14 protein-coding genes are annotated in these 13,520 nt (G+C 73.0%); 9 read left to right on the forward strand and 5 right to left on the reverse strand.

Annotation, left to right across the window (positions count from 1 at the left end; all coding sequences use genetic code 11):
* Positions 1–11 precede the first annotated feature (11 nt).
* From ACSUPT_RS25075 to ACSUPT_RS25090, 4 genes are read left to right on the forward strand one after another with little or no spacing between them, the layout of a single operon-like run.
* Positions 12–1,076 (forward strand): ABC transporter permease, encoded by a 1,065-nt coding sequence (locus ACSUPT_RS25075; RefSeq protein ID WP_351964668.1) that lies wholly within the window; start codon positions 12–14, stop codon positions 1,074–1,076.
* Positions 1,073–1,942 carry an ATP-binding cassette domain-containing protein gene (locus ACSUPT_RS25080; protein WP_436945573.1) on the forward strand — a complete coding sequence of 290 codons (870 nt, stop codon included), beginning with the start codon at positions 1,073–1,075 and terminating at the stop codon, positions 1,940–1,942. The genes ACSUPT_RS25075 and ACSUPT_RS25080 overlap by 4 nt, the downstream gene beginning before the upstream one ends.
* Positions 1,939–3,129, forward strand: a complete 1,191-nt coding sequence (locus ACSUPT_RS25085; RefSeq protein WP_351964670.1) for an ROK family glucokinase — start codon at positions 1,939–1,941, stop codon at positions 3,127–3,129. The genes ACSUPT_RS25080 and ACSUPT_RS25085 overlap by 4 nt, the downstream gene beginning before the upstream one ends.
* Positions 3,126–3,809, forward strand: coding sequence for a hypothetical protein (locus ACSUPT_RS25090; protein WP_436945574.1), 684 nt, complete (start codon positions 3,126–3,128; stop codon positions 3,807–3,809). The genes ACSUPT_RS25085 and ACSUPT_RS25090 overlap by 4 nt, the downstream gene beginning before the upstream one ends.
* A gap of 175 nt (positions 3,810–3,984) precedes the next feature.
* Here the strand turns inward: ACSUPT_RS25090 and ACSUPT_RS25095 are convergent, their stop codons facing one another.
* From ACSUPT_RS25095 to ACSUPT_RS25105, 3 genes are all read right to left on the reverse strand, one after another.
* A complete protein-coding gene (locus ACSUPT_RS25095; protein ID WP_351964671.1) occupies positions 3,985–4,332 on the reverse strand; it encodes a DUF1036 domain-containing protein in 348 nt (115 codons plus the stop codon).
* Positions 4,333–4,355: 23 nt separating this feature from the next.
* Positions 4,356–4,565 (reverse strand): hypothetical protein, encoded by a 210-nt coding sequence (locus ACSUPT_RS25100; protein ID WP_351964672.1) that lies wholly within the window; start codon positions 4,563–4,565, stop codon positions 4,356–4,358.
* Between the two features lie 206 nt (positions 4,566–4,771).
* Positions 4,772–5,821 (reverse strand): LLM class flavin-dependent oxidoreductase, encoded by a 1,050-nt coding sequence (locus ACSUPT_RS25105; protein ID WP_351964673.1) that lies wholly within the window; start codon positions 5,819–5,821, stop codon positions 4,772–4,774.
* 235 nt (positions 5,822–6,056) lie between these two features.
* On the opposite strand from ACSUPT_RS25105, the gene pcaDC reads away from it, so the two are divergent.
* The 4 genes from pcaDC to ACSUPT_RS25125 all read left to right on the forward strand — a co-directional run bounded on the left by pcaDC (position 6,057) and on the right by ACSUPT_RS25125 (position 9,394).
* Entirely contained in the window at positions 6,057–7,355 is a 1,299-nt protein-coding gene (pcaDC, locus tag ACSUPT_RS25110; protein ID WP_361658954.1) for a bifunctional 3-oxoadipate enol-lactonase/4-carboxymuconolactone decarboxylase PcaDC, read from the forward strand.
* Positions 7,356–7,420: 65 nt separating this feature from the next.
* A complete protein-coding gene (locus tag ACSUPT_RS25115; protein ID WP_351964675.1) occupies positions 7,421–8,056 on the forward strand; it encodes an MBL fold metallo-hydrolase in 636 nt (211 codons plus the stop codon).
* 37 nt (positions 8,057–8,093) lie between these two features.
* Positions 8,094–8,873 carry an exodeoxyribonuclease III gene (locus ACSUPT_RS25120; protein WP_351964676.1) on the forward strand — a complete coding sequence of 260 codons (780 nt, stop codon included), beginning with the start codon at positions 8,094–8,096 and terminating at the stop codon, positions 8,871–8,873.
* A gap of 77 nt (positions 8,874–8,950) precedes the next feature.
* A complete protein-coding gene (locus tag ACSUPT_RS25125) occupies positions 8,951–9,394 on the forward strand; it encodes a DUF6278 family protein (RefSeq protein WP_403499701.1) in 444 nt (147 codons plus the stop codon).
* A gap of 168 nt (positions 9,395–9,562) precedes the next feature.
* On the opposite strand, the gene ACSUPT_RS25130 is transcribed toward ACSUPT_RS25125, so the two are convergent.
* Together ACSUPT_RS25130 and ACSUPT_RS25135 are read right to left on the reverse strand one after the other, a co-directional pair.
* Positions 9,563–11,173 (reverse strand): CocE/NonD family hydrolase, encoded by a 1,611-nt coding sequence (locus ACSUPT_RS25130; protein ID WP_436946266.1) that lies wholly within the window; start codon positions 11,171–11,173, stop codon positions 9,563–9,565.
* 215 nt (positions 11,174–11,388) lie between these two features.
* Positions 11,389–12,582 (reverse strand): L,D-transpeptidase family protein, encoded by a 1,194-nt coding sequence (locus ACSUPT_RS25135; protein WP_403499704.1) that lies wholly within the window; start codon positions 12,580–12,582, stop codon positions 11,389–11,391.
* Positions 12,583–12,869: 287 nt separating this feature from the next.
* Here ACSUPT_RS25135 and ACSUPT_RS25140 point away from each other — a divergent pair, with 287 nt between their 5' ends.
* Positions 12,870–13,442: a hypothetical protein gene (locus ACSUPT_RS25140; protein ID WP_351964680.1), complete on the forward strand. Its 573-nt coding sequence runs from the start codon at positions 12,870–12,872 to the stop codon at positions 13,440–13,442.
* Positions 13,443–13,520: the final 78 nt, after the last annotated feature.

The following is a 13,520-nucleotide window of genomic DNA, read 5'->3' on the forward strand; positions in this document are numbered from 1 at the left end:
CGGAGGACGCGATGACCGCCACCGCCCCGCCCGCCGGGCGCGGCACGCAGGGCGCTCCCGGCGACGAGCGCCTGCTGCCCGCCGCCCCGCTGAGGAAGCTGCTCACCCGCCCCGAGCTGGGCTCGGTCGTCGGCGCCGCCGCCGTCTTCGTCTTCTTCGCGTTCGCCGCCGACGGCTTCCTGCGCGCCGCCAGCCTCGGCACCGTGCTCTACGCGGCCTCCACCATCGGCATCATGGCCGTGCCCGTCGCGCTGCTGATGATCGGCGGCGAGTTCGACCTGTCGGCGGGCGTCCTCGTCACCACGTCGGCGCTGGTCTCGTCGATGTTCAGCTATCAGATGACCGCCAACGCCTGGGTCGGCGTCGCCGTGTCCCTGCTGGTCACCCTCGCCGTCGGGTTCTTCAACGGCTTCATGCTCACCAGGACCAGGCTGCCCAGCTTCATCATCACGCTCGGCACCTTCCTGATGCTGACCGGCCTCAACCTCGGTCTGACCAAGCTCATCAGCGGCACCGTCTCCACCAAGACCATCGCGGACATGGAGGGCTTCGCCTCCGCCCGCGCCCTGTTCGCCTCCGAGGCGACGATCGGCGGCGCCACCCTGAAGGTCACCGTCCTGTGGTGGCTCGGCCTGGTCGCGGTGGCCACCTGGATCCTCCTGCGCACCCGCTTCGGCAACTGGATCTTCGCCGTGGGCGGGAACGCCGAGGCGGCCCGCGCCGTCGGCGTCCCCGTACGCCGCACCAAGACGCTCCTCTACATGGGCGTCGCCTTCTGCGCCTGGGTCTCCGGGCAGCACCTGCTCTTCTCGTACGACGTGGTCCAGTCCGGCGAGGGCGTCGGCAACGAGCTGATCTACATCATCGCCGCGGTCATCGGCGGCTGCCTGATCACCGGCGGCTACGGCTCCGCGGTCGGCGCCGCCGTCGGCGCAGCCATCTTCGGCATGACCAGCAAGGGCATCGTCTACGCCGAGTGGAACCCGGACTGGTTCAAGTTCTTCCTCGGAGCGATGCTCCTCCTCGCGACCCTCCTCAACGCCTGGGTCCGCAAGCGGGCGGAGGCCACCTCATGACGACCCCCCTCGTGGAGCTCGACGCGGTCAGCAAGCGGTACGGCTCCGTCCGCGCCCTCACCGACGTCTCCCTCCAGGTCCACGCCGGGCAGATCACCTGCGTCCTGGGCGACAACGGCGCGGGCAAGTCCACCCTCATCAAGATCATCTCCGGGCTGCACGCCCATGACGCCGGAACGCTCCGCGTCGACGGCGAGGAGACCGCCTTCGCCTCTCCCCGCGAGGCCCTGGACCGGGGCATCGCCACCGTCTACCAGGACCTGGCCGTCGTCCCCCTCATGCCGGTCTGGCGGAACTTCTTCCTCGGCTCCGAGCCCACCACCGGCAAGGGCCCCTTCAAGCGGCTCGACGTGGCCCGCATGCGCGCCACCACCCGCGCCGAACTGCTCCGCATGGGCATCGACCTGCGGGATGTGGACCAGCCGATCGGCACCCTCTCCGGCGGTGAGCGGCAGTGCGTCGCCATCGCCCGCGCCGTCCACTTCGGTGCGAAGGTCCTCGTCCTGGACGAGCCGACCGCCGCCCTCGGCGTCAAGCAGTCCGGTGTCGTCCTCAAATATGTGGCCGCCGCACGTGACGAGGGCCTCGGCGTGGTGCTCATCACCCACAACCCGCACCACGCCTATCTCGTCGGCGACCGGTTCGTGCTGCTCAAGCGCGGGGCCATGGCGGCAAACCACACCAAGGACTCGGTCACCCTGGACGAGCTGACCCGCCAGATGGCCGGCGGCAGCGAGCTCGACGCCCTGCGTCATGAACTGGAACGGGCGGCCCCTCCTGGCACAATCGACGACGGCGGGCACCGCCCGCCGCCGGACCCCGAGCGCGCCCGGCCCACCGACCGGCAGGGACGACAGGACCCGTGAGCACGCACCGCGACCCCCTCCGCGTCACGGACCTCGTCTCGGAACGCGCCACCGTCCTGCGCACCGTCGGCAGCCGCGAGCGCCGCTCCCACCTCAGCGCGCCCCGCGTCCCGACCGTCGGCATCGACATCGGCGGCACGAAGGTGATGGCCGGCGTCGTCGACGCGGACGGCGTGATCCTGGAGAAGGTCCGCACCGAGACCCCCGACAAGTCCAAGAGCCCCAAGGTGGTCGAGGACACCATCGTGGAGCTGGTCCTGGACCTGTCCGACCGGCACGATGTGCACGCCGTCGGCATCGGCGCCGCCGGCTGGGTGGACGCCGACCGCAGCCGCGTCCTGTTCGCCCCGCACCTGGCCTGGCGCAACGAGCCCCTGCGCGACTCCCTGCAGGCCCGCCTCGCCGTCCCCGTGATGGTCGACAACGACGCCAACACCGCCGCCTGGGCGGAGTGGCGCTTCGGCGCCGGCCGGGGCGAGGACCACCTCGTCATGATCACGCTCGGTACCGGCATCGGCGGCGCCATCCTGGAGGACGGCCGCGTCAAGCGCGGCAAGTACGGCGTCGCCGGCGAGTTCGGCCATATGCAGGTCGTCCCCGGCGGCCACCGCTGCCCCTGCGGCAACCGCGGCTGCTGGGAGCAGTACAGCTCCGGCAACGCCCTCGTCCGCGAGGCCCGCGAACTCGCCGCCGCCGACTCCCCGGTCGCATACAACATCATCGAGCGCGTCAAGGGCCACGTCCCGGACATCACCGGGCCGCTCATCACGGAGCTGGCCCGCGAGGGCGACGCCATGTGCGTCGAACTCCTCCAGGACATCGGTCAGTGGCTCGGCGTCGGCATCGCCAATCTCGCCGCCGCCCTCGACCCGTCCTGCTTCGTCATCGGCGGCGGCGTCAGCGCCGCCGACGACCTGCTCATCGGCCCCGCGCGCGACGCCTTCCGCCGCAATCTCACCGGCCGCGGCTACCGCCCCGAGGCCCGCATCGCCAAGGCGGAGCTGGGCCCGGAGGCGGGCATGGTCGGGGCCGCCGACCTCGCCCGGCTCGTCGCCCGCCGCTTCCGCCGCGCCAACCGGCGCCGTGTCGAGCGGTACGAGCGGTACGAGCGCTACGCGCAGGCGTTCCGCGCCGGTGCCGTCCGCCCCACCCGCCCCAGGAGCACCACCGAGGAACCCGGAGCATGAGCCCCACCCAGCCCCCCACCGGCACCGAAACGCCCGCGAGCGCTCGCGCCGCCGACGGGACCGGCGCCGCGGCCACCCCCGACCCGGATGCCGGCGGTGCGGGCGCGCCGGCCGCGCCCGCACCGCCGGCCAGGAAGGCGCCCGGCCCGGCGGGTGAGACCCGCGCCCAGACGATCCTGCGCCGCTGGTTCACCGCGCTCGTGATCGTGCTGCTGATCGGCATCCCCGCCGGGTACCTCGCGGTCTCCGCCGAGCAGAGCCGCTCCAGCGGCCGCGACAAGGAGGCCGAGTCCTCCGTCAGCGGCCTCCAGGCCAGCTGGCCGTCGAAGATGAAGCGGCGCGTCTTCGAGGTGCCGATCCCGGCCCGCTCCCGCGATGTGGCCTACTTCGAGACCAGCAACTGGAAGTCGAGCCGCCTGTACGTCCAGTTCACCACCACCGGCGCCGGGCTCGACACGTTCCTCGGCGACAGCGGCACCAGCCGCTCCGCCCTGGAGGCCGGCGACATCACGGTCAGCGAGCGCGACGCCGGCATCGTCGGCTGGAGGTTCGCGCCCGGCCGCGACTGGTCCGGCACCACCCACCGCCAGGACCGCCCCCGGCCCACCCGCGACATCACCGTCGACCTCACCGACCCGGCCGCGCCGCGCGTCTACGTCGTCTCCACCGCGACCCCCTGACCTGACGCCCCGGCAGGAATCCGGGGGCCGGGCACGGGAACCGGGCGGCGCCCGGCGCCGCCCGGCGGGGTGCGGGGCCCTCGGGCCCCCTTCCCGGGATGTGTCGAGGCGTCCTGGGGAGTCTCCGGATGTCCCGGAGTCCGCGGATGTCCCGCCGTCTTGGGGTGTCCTGTCCCTAGGGGACGATCTCGAAGATCTGGTCCGAGTTGTCGTCCACGTTGAACAGGAACATGTCGGCGTCGAAGGAGTCCGTGCTGGCCGTCCACTCGCACCAGCTGAACACCCGCGGCGGCAGGGCGCGGATGATGCCCGAGCCCGGCCACACCTGACCGCCGCCCATGATGAAGTCGCACCACCAGGCGTTCACATCGTCCAGGTCGCCGCCGTACGGGATCTTGGAGCCGCCCGGTGGAATGTTCCACCAGCCTTCCTTCGTCCAGTCACCGCCGTCCGAGCAGCCGGGCGTGTAGCGCATGATGGCCACCGAGACGGTGAACGGGCAACGATTCAGATACTGCAGCATCGCGGCCACTTCCCTCCGGGTCCTCAGCTCTGCCCGGACTCCGTGGCCCGGCCCGGAGCCGGACGCACGCCTTCGCGGCCTTCGAGCGCGACGAGCACGTCAGGTGCCTGAGCCGTCCGGTAGGGCCGGCGCACCGTGACATTCGTCTTGCGGTCCTGGAACTTCGCGCCGCCCGAGGCACCGAGGTCCTCCCTCTGGCTCACCGGGACGGTGAAGCGTTCTTCTTCCGTCATGTCCGTCGTCCTCCCACAGGGGTGCGGGGGTTTCGGGGAAGCTCGGAGCAGACGGCCCACCGCGGGCGCGGCGCGGCGCGGCACCGGTCAGCGGCGGACTGCCGCTGGGAACAGGCCCTTTCCTCCATCGTCACGCCGTAGCGCACACGGCGCAATCCGGCAAGCCGGGCCCCGGCCAGGGCCCAACTCGCCGGAGCCGGACGGGGTCAGGCGAACGCGGGCATGATCCGTTCACTGATCAACTTCAGCTGCGTGTCCACATCGGCGGCGTCCGCCAGGTCGCGGCCGGTGAACGCCTTGACCAGCGACCGGTCCGTGATGGCGCAGATCATGTGGTTCACGCCGCTGGGTGCGATGTCCCGCCGGATCTTCTCCAGGCACTCCTCGGGCGTTCCCGACACCGACAGCCGCTCGGCCACCTCGGGGGAGGTCAGTTCGATGCCGCGGGCCAGATCGCCCGCCGCGATCGCGTCGACGACCGGCTTCAGCTCCGCCGGGTCCACGCCGTTGCGGCGCAACTGCTCCTCCGGCATGGACGACGCGTAGATGCCGACCATGCTGCGCGCGGCCTCCTTGGCCGCCGCCGCGTCCGGGCCGGTCGCGAAGACCACCCAGGCGCCGATGTCCAGCGTCCGCCAGTCCCTGCCCGCGCGTTCGGCGCCCGCCCGGATGTGCCGTACGGCGTAGTCGTACGCCTCACGGGTGTAGCTCAGGGCGTGGTGGCAGCCGTCCGAGAACTCGCCGGCCGCCTCGAAGGACTTCGGGCCGCGCATCGCGCCGAGCTTCAGCGGCAGCCGCTCCTGCACCGGCCGGGCGAAGGTGAACAGGCCGTCGTACGAGTAGAACTCCCCGTCGTACGTGAGGGCGCCCTCGTCGAGGAAGGTCCGCATCACGTGCAGCGCCTCCTTGACGCGGGACAGCGGCCTCGTGCGGGTCCAGTCGACGCGGTACTGGGCGAGAAGGCCGAAGTTGCCGCTGGACAGGACGCCTTCGGCGCGCCCGCCGGTCAACTCGTCCAGCGTGGCGAGGGCCTGGGCGATCAGCGTCGGTTCGCGCAGCGTCACGGGCGACACGCTCGGGCCCAGGCGGATGCGGCGGGTCTGCCCGGCAGCGGCGGCGAACAGCAGCCACAGGTCCTTGTGCCAGGTCTCGTCGGCGGCGTAGCAGGCGTGGAACCCGAGTGCGTCGGCGAGCCGGATGGACTCCAGGGACTCGGCGAGCGGGTAGTCGGGGAGCATGGCGTAACTGAACTTCACGGGCGCGGCCTTCCGTCGGAGGGGAGAAGCGCGTGCGGACGTCAGGTGCTCGACTGCCGATCCTGCGATTCCGCACGGCGGCTGTCCAGTGGACCAACGGCCGTGACGGAGACCGGGTCACGGCGCACGGCCCCGCCCCGGACCTCGCGTCCGCCGCGGCGCCCCGTCGGCGCGGGGGAGCGGGCGGGCTCCTCCCGAGCCCTGCGGGATTCCGCGTCCGTGAGAGGGTCTGACGGTGAGCGAGACACCACCGAACACCCTGCGACACCGCTTCGACGGGCGGGAAGACGCCCCGGTCCTCGTCCTGGCTCCCTCACTGGGCACCACCTGGCACATGTGGGACCGCCAGATCGCGGAACTGACCGCGCGGCACCGCGTCTTCCGCTTCGACCTGCCCGGCCACGGCGGCGCCCCCGCCCGGCCCGCCTCCTCTGCGGCCGAACTCACCGGCCGGCTCCTCGACACCCTCGACGCGCTCGGCGTCCAGCGGTTCGGGTACGCCGGTGCCGGGCTCGGCGCGGCCGTCGGCGCCGAACTCGCCCTGCGCGCCCCGCACCGGCTGGCCTCCCTCGCCCTGGTCGGCGCGTCCCCCCGGTTCGGCACCGCCGACGAGTACCGGCAGCGCGGCGTCGTCGTCCGCGCCCACGGCATGGACCCGATGGCCCGCCTCGCCCCCGAGCAGTGGTTCACCCCCGCCTTCGCCGCCGCCCAGCCCGCCATCGTCGACTGGGCCGTCCAGATGGTCCGCACCACCGACCCCGGCTGCTACATCGCCGCCTGCGAGGCGCTCGCCGCGTTCGACGTCCGCGCCGACCTCACCCGGATCGGCGTCCCCACGCTCGTCCTGGTCGGCTCCGACGACCGCGTGGCGGGCCCCGCCGCCGCCCGCACCCTCGTCGCCGGCATCCCCGACGCCCGGCTCGCCGTCGTCCCCGCCGCCGCGCACCTGGCCCCCGTCGAGCAGCCCGCCGCCGTCACGGACCTGCTCGTACGGCACTTCGCCGCGTCCTGGCAGGACACCCTCGCCGAGGTGCCCGCGCCGCCCCGCACGCCCACCCCGTTCGCGCAGGGCCCGGCCGCGGCGGCCGCCGACCCGGCGGGGGCGCAGCCCGCCCAGGTCCCCGCCCCCGCCGCCCCGCCCGCCGCGCACCGGCCCGACCCGTACGAACCGGGACTGAAGCTGCGGCGGGAGGTCCTCGGCGACGCCCACGTGGACGCCGCCCTCGACACGGCCGACGACTTCACCCGCGACTTCCAGGAGCTCGTCACCCGCTACGCGTGGGGCGAGGTCTGGTCCCGCGACGGCCTCGACCGCCGCACCCGCAGCAGCGTCGCGCTCACCGCGCTCACCGCCCGCGGCCACCTCGACGAGCTGGCCGTCCACACCCGCGCCGCCCTGCGCAACGGACTCACGCCCACCGAGATCCGCGAGGTACTCCTCCAGGCCGCCGTGTACTGCGGCGTCCCCGCCGCGAACGCCGCCTTCCGCGTCGCCGCGCGCGTCATCCGCGAGGAGACCACCCTGGAGCCCTGACACGGGCGGAACCCGCCGCTCCCGCACGGGGACTCGGGCACCCCGTGCGGGGCAGGATGGGGGGCATGAAGCTGACCAAGAAAGCGCACGCCTGCGTACGGCTGGAGAAGGACGGACAGACCCTCGTCATCGACCCGGGCGGGTTCACCGAGCAGGACGCGGCGCTCGGCGCCGACGCGATCCTCGTCACCCACGAACACCCCGACCACTTCGACGAGGCCCAGCTCCGCGCGGGCATGGAGGCCAATCCGGCCGCGGAGATCTGGACGCTGCGCAGCGTCGCCGAGCAGCTCTCCGCCGCGTTCCCCGGCCGGGTCCACACCGTCGGCGACGGCGACACCTTCTCCGCCGCCGGTTTCGACGTGGAGGTCCACGGCGAACTGCACGCCGTGATCCACCCGGACATCCCCCGCGTCACCAACATCGGCTTCCTGATCGACGGCGGCGCGGTCTTCCACCCCGGCGACGCGCTGACCGTGCCGGGACGGCCCGTGGAGACCCTGTTCCTCCCCGTCCACGCCCCCTGGAACAAGATCTCCGAGGTGATCGACTACGTCCGCGAGGTCAAGCCGCAGCGGGCCATCGACATCCACGACGCGCTCCTCACCCCGCTCGCCCGCCCCATCTACGACCGGCAGATCGGCGCGCTCGGCGGCACCGACCACCGCCGGCTGACCCCGGGGGCCTACACGGAGCTGTGAGCGCCCGTTGTCAGACCCCGCCGTTAGGCTGTCCGACATGCGTATCGCCACCTGGAACGTCAACTCGATCACCGCTCGGCTGCCGCGCCTGCTGGCCTGGCTGGAGAGCAGCGGCACGGACGTGCTGTGCGTCCAGGAGACCAAGTGCACCGCCGAGCAGTTCCCCGCGGCCGAGCTGCGCGAGCTCGGCTACGAGTCGGTGGTGAACGCCACGGGCCGGTGGAACGGCGTGGCCCTGGTCTCCCGGGTCGGCCTGGACGACATCGTCACGGGCCTGCCCGGGGGACCGGAGTACGAGGGCGTGCAGGAGCCGCGGGCCATCTCCGCGACCTGCGGCCCCGTCCGCCTCTGGTCGGTGTACGTGCCGAACGGCCGGGAGGTCGCCCACGACCACTACGCCTACAAGCTGCGCTGGCTGGAGGCCCTCCAGGCGGCCGTCGCGGCTGACGCGGCGGGCCCCCGCCCCTTCGCCGTGCTCGGCGACTTCAACATCGCGCCCACCGACGACGACGTGTGGGACCGCTCCTTCTTCGAGGGCTCCACCCATGTCACCGCGCCCGAGCGCGCCGCCCTGGAGGGCCTGCGCGGCACGGGCCTCACCGACGTCGTGCCGCGCCCCCTGAAGTACGAGCACCCCTTCACCTACTGGGACTACCGCCAGCTCTGCTTCCCCAAGAACCGCGGCATGCGGATCGACCTCGTGTACGGCAACAAGCCCTTCGCCGACGCCGTCAAGGACAGCTACGTCGACCGCGAGGAGCGCAAGGGCAAGGGCGCGTCCGACCACGCCCCGGTCGTCGTCGACCTCGACGTGTGACGGCGGGCCGCGCGCCCGGTGCGCGGCCCCCGCGCGCCCTGTAGTGCCGGGCCGCGCGGGGTGTCACGCTGGGCCGTATGAACATCCCTTTCCTGGACTCCTGGCGCAAGCGGCGCGGCGGCGGACCGAGCACGGCCCTGGCCTCCGCCTTCGAGAGGGACCCGGAGGGCGTGGCCGGTCTGCTCTCGGAGTGCGCCCTGCTGCGCTCCCGGGCCGAGGAGGCAGGGGTGCTCCTGGACGACACGCCCCGCTCGCTGGAGGCCCTCGACCAGCTGACGCCCCGCTGGCGCGAGGACCCCGAGGAGCTGCCGTGGGTGGGCAACGACGCGGGCCTGTACCTGGGCACGGTGATCGTCAGGACCGTGCCCGGCGCCGGCTGGGACGTGCTGCCCGGCGGCCGCGCCGTGGTCCGGCTGGCCTCGGGCCGCGAGATCGACGTGGTGGCCGCGGGCCTGGACTGGGCGATCACCGGCTCCCCGCAGCTGTCCCAGATGTACGGCGAGGCGGCCGAGGGCCGCTGAGCGGCGCCGCCGGCGCCCGTACCGCCCCGCTTCATCATGAAATACCGCTATTGCCGCACTTCCGTGTCGGGACGTGAAGTGCCCTTCCGCACTGGATAGTTTGCGCTGGCCCCCGGCACCCCCGAAGGGGGAGGAAGGCCTCCGGCACGACCCGGCAGCGGCCGGAGATCACTCCGCGCGCAGCGGCACCGACAGGTACGAGGGGTCGGACGGCGGCGAGGAGAAGGTCAGCCGCGCGCCGGCCGGGTTGTGCTCGATGTACAGCGGGTCGGCCGTGTCGACGACCAGGGCCAGCCGGTGCCCGGCCGGCACGTCGTACGCCGTCGAGAACAGCTCCAGGTCCACCGTGAACGGCTCACCGGGCGTCCGCCCGTGGAAGGTGTACGGGGCGTTGCTCACCAGCTTGCCGAAGCCCAGCGGCCCCACGTCGTACAGGTACGCCATCAGGGTCCCGCTGCTCGCCGTGCCGGTGACCGTCGTGTGCAGCTTCGCCGTGCCCCGCACCCGCTGCGCGGTCGCGTACCGCTCCGACTGCCAGACGGCGGCGTACGAGCGGGGGAGCAGCGGCACGGAGACGGTCGGCGGGAGCTTCAGGAACTGGTCGAGGGCGTTGGACAGCAGGACCACGCCGCCGTTGGCGCCCGAGTCGGCGCCGGTGCGGACGGCGTGTCCGCGGTCGAGGGGGATGCGCTCCTCGCGCGCGCCGACGGAGGCCCAGTCGGGATAGCCCTCGTAGCCGCCGGACGTGCGGGACTTGATCCGCACCGGCTGCTCGCGGTCCACGCCGTTGTCGACGCCCCTGAGGTGGTGGTCGAACCAGCGGCGGGTGCTGGTCCAGGTGTCGTTGGGCAGGCCGAACAGGCCGGTGGCCTCGGCGGTGGCGTGGTCGCCGGGGCGCAGCTCCAGGCGCTTGGGGCCGGTGAGCCTCTCGTAGAAGGAGGCGTACTGGTTGGGCGGGAAGATCGTGTCGCCCCAGGCGTTGCCGAGCATGATGGCGGCGCCGTTGGCGTTGATCCGGTCGATGTACGCGGCGGGGGAGCGCTTGCGGCCCCAGTCGATCATCTCCTGCTCGCGCTCCAGGTCCGACGAGAGGAACCCTTCGAGGATGTGCCGCAGTTCGGCGCTGGGGCGGCCGGTGAGATGGCCGGCCCCGCCGAGCAGGGCGGCGGCCTGGAGGTGCTGGGTGCGGCCGCTGTAGATCGACTCGATGAGGTCGGCCCAGCCGCTGAGCGCCGCGACGGCCTTGATCCGCGGGTCGTGGGCGGCGGCGAGGAGGCTGATCCCGGCGCCGTAGGAGACCCCGGCCATGCCGATGCGCCCGGGGTCGGCGGGGGTGTGGGCGAGGGCCCAGTCGATCACCTTGGAGGCGTCGGCGATGTCGGGCGGCCCCGCCACCTCGATCTCACCGCCGGACTGCCAGAAGCCGCGCGAGTTGTAGCTGACGACGACGTACCCGGCGTCGGCGAGGGCGCGGGCCTGGGCGAGGTACTCGATCTGCGGCATCGCCCAGCTGGTGGGGAGCACGATGAGCGGGTGGCGGCGGGTGCCGTCGGCGTTCGCGGGGGTGAGGACGTTCGCCTTGAGGACGGTGCCGCCGTCGCCCGCGATGTCGACGAAGCGGATGCCCGCGCTCTCCGCCGCGGCGGTCGCGCTCGCGGTGTCCCCGGCGGCCGTGGCCGTGGTGGCCGTGGCGGGGGCGGCCGCGGCGGCGGGGGTGAGCCCGAAGGCCGCCCCTGTCGCCAGCACGGCGGCGGCGGTGCCGACGGCCGCCGTACGCATGGCTGTGCGCGTGTGTCCCACGGGTCACTCCTCACTCGCCGATCAGCGGTGGTTGAAAGTGACCCGACGGTAACCGGCTGGGCTTACCTGGGGTAACACCCTGGTCGGTCACGTGACGGTAACAATGGGGCGCGGGCCGCCCCGCCGGCGAGGGGGTGGCCTTCCGGGTGGGTGGCGGCCCCGCGGGTGAGGGACGGCCCGCGCCCGGCGGCGGCTCAGCGCAGCGCGCTCTTCGCCTGCCACTCGCTCCAGGACACGTTCCACTCGCCGTAGCCGTTGTTGACGGCCTGCGTGCCCTTCGCGTCGGCGCCCTCGATCTCGAACGGGTCGCCGACCTGCACCTGCCCGTACACCCACGCCGCGTTGTCGTCGTTCATGCCGATGCAGCCGGAGCTGCGGTTGGCGTTGCCCATGTAGCGCGCGTTCCACGGGGCCGCGTGCGCGTACATCCCGGACCAGGTGAGCCGCATCGAGTAGTCGACCATCTTGTCGTAGGCGTCGCCGAGCCCGACCGTCTCGGAGCGCATGTTGATCGTGCCCTCCTTCGACATCAGCACGGTCCGGCCCCGCCAGGACGCCTTCTCGCCGCCGGGCGTGCCGCCCGATATGGGGACGTCCCGGACGACCTGCCCGTCCCGCACCAGCTTCAGCCGGTGGCCGTCCAGGTCCACCTTGACGACCTGGTTCTTGCCGACGGTGAAGCCCGTGGCGTAGTCGCGGACGAACCAGCCGCCCTCGGGGCCGGAGTCGACGCCGTTCAGCCGGGCGTCGAGCGTCACCTTCGTGCCCGCCTTCCAGTACTCCTTGGGCCGCCAGTCCACGCGGTCCTTGCCGGACCAGTCCTGCATCCAGCCCCAGGAGCCCTCGGTGTTGTTCGAGGTGGTGACCTTCAGCGCCTTCTCGACGGCCGCCTTGTTCTTGACCGGGTGGTCGAAGACGATCGACAGCGGCTGCGCGATGCCGACCGTGGAGTTCTTGCCGGGCGCCAGGGTCAGCTTGTTGACCTTCTCCGGCGCGGCGGTCGCGAAGTCGGCCTTCGCCGTGCCGCCGTCCGCGTCGCGCGCCTCGACCGTGTAACCGGTGCCGGGGGCGGCGTTGCGGACGGACGTCCAGGTGCGGCCGTCCGCGGAGACCTTGCCCTCCAGCGTGGCGCCCTTGGAGTCGGTGACGGTGACCCCGGCGAGCCGGCCTTCGGCGAGGGTCACCTCGACGGGGCTGCCGGGCCTGGCCTGCTTGCCCGTCAGGTTCACGGTGATGCGGGTCTCGGGCTTGGCCTTGGCGTCCCCGCCGGCGCCGCCGGCCGAGGACCCGCCGCCACCGCCCGAGCACGCGGTCAGGGCCGCGGTCAGAACCGCGGTACCGGCGAGGGCGGTGGTGCGGAGCAGGATGCGGGCACGTGTGCGGCTCAACGGGACAACCTCCGATACGTTCTGTCGTCGCAGGGAGAGAGGGGGAACGGGCGCGGCGGGTTGCCGGTGTCCCGAAGATTTCGCGGTGACGTCGGGCACGGTGCCGGCCGCGCGGCCGACGACCGTCGCGCCGATGTCCCGGACCGGCTACGACCTGGTCTCCCCCTGGTAACGGAAGCGGGCTGACGCCCCGTCATGCGGTTGAGTGTGCATGATCAACTTCATGGCCGAGGGAAGGGAATCCGGTGGCCGTTGCACTACGGGGAATCGCTGGCGCCGCTGCGCTGATGGTCGTACTGACCGCGTGCGGAAGCGATGGGGCGGACTGGACGCGGGACGACGGCAGGCCGCTGACGCTCGACGAGAACCAGCTGCTGATGGCGCTTCCCGGGAAGCTCTCCGCGCCGCAGGGGTGGGAGGCCGGCGACCCCGAGACGGATGACGGCTCCCGCGCCCTGGAGGCCTGCCAGGAGGAGACCGCGTCGAACTGCGCGGGCCTCGGCGCCGCGGGCGGGGGCCGGTACTACCGCGACGGCGAGTCCGACCAGAAGATCAAGTACAGCGTGTACGCCTTCGACACGGTGGACAACGCCTCGGTCGCGATGAAGGGCACCCTCGCCCAGGAGCGGGAGGACGCCGGGAGCGGCACCCGTGAGCTGAAGGTCGACACGGGCGCCGAGGCGGCGGAGGCGTTCGCCGACAAGGACGGCGACGCCGAGGTGGTCATGCGCGGCGGGGCCGTCATGATCCGCATGCAGGGCAACGACGTCGTGGACGAGAAGGTCCTCGGCGAGTTCGCCCGGCTCCAGATCGACCGCATCCGCAAGGCCGCCGCCGGGCAGAACCCGGACGCCGCCTGACCGCACCCGTACCGCGCCGGGCCGCGAGCCGACAGGGCCGCGGCCCCGCACCGACGACTCGCAGGGCCGCGGCCCCGC

This window comes from Streptomyces sp. SudanB25_2051 (assembly GCF_964272635.1).
Classification (GTDB): domain Bacteria; phylum Actinomycetota; class Actinomycetes; order Streptomycetales; family Streptomycetaceae; genus Streptomyces.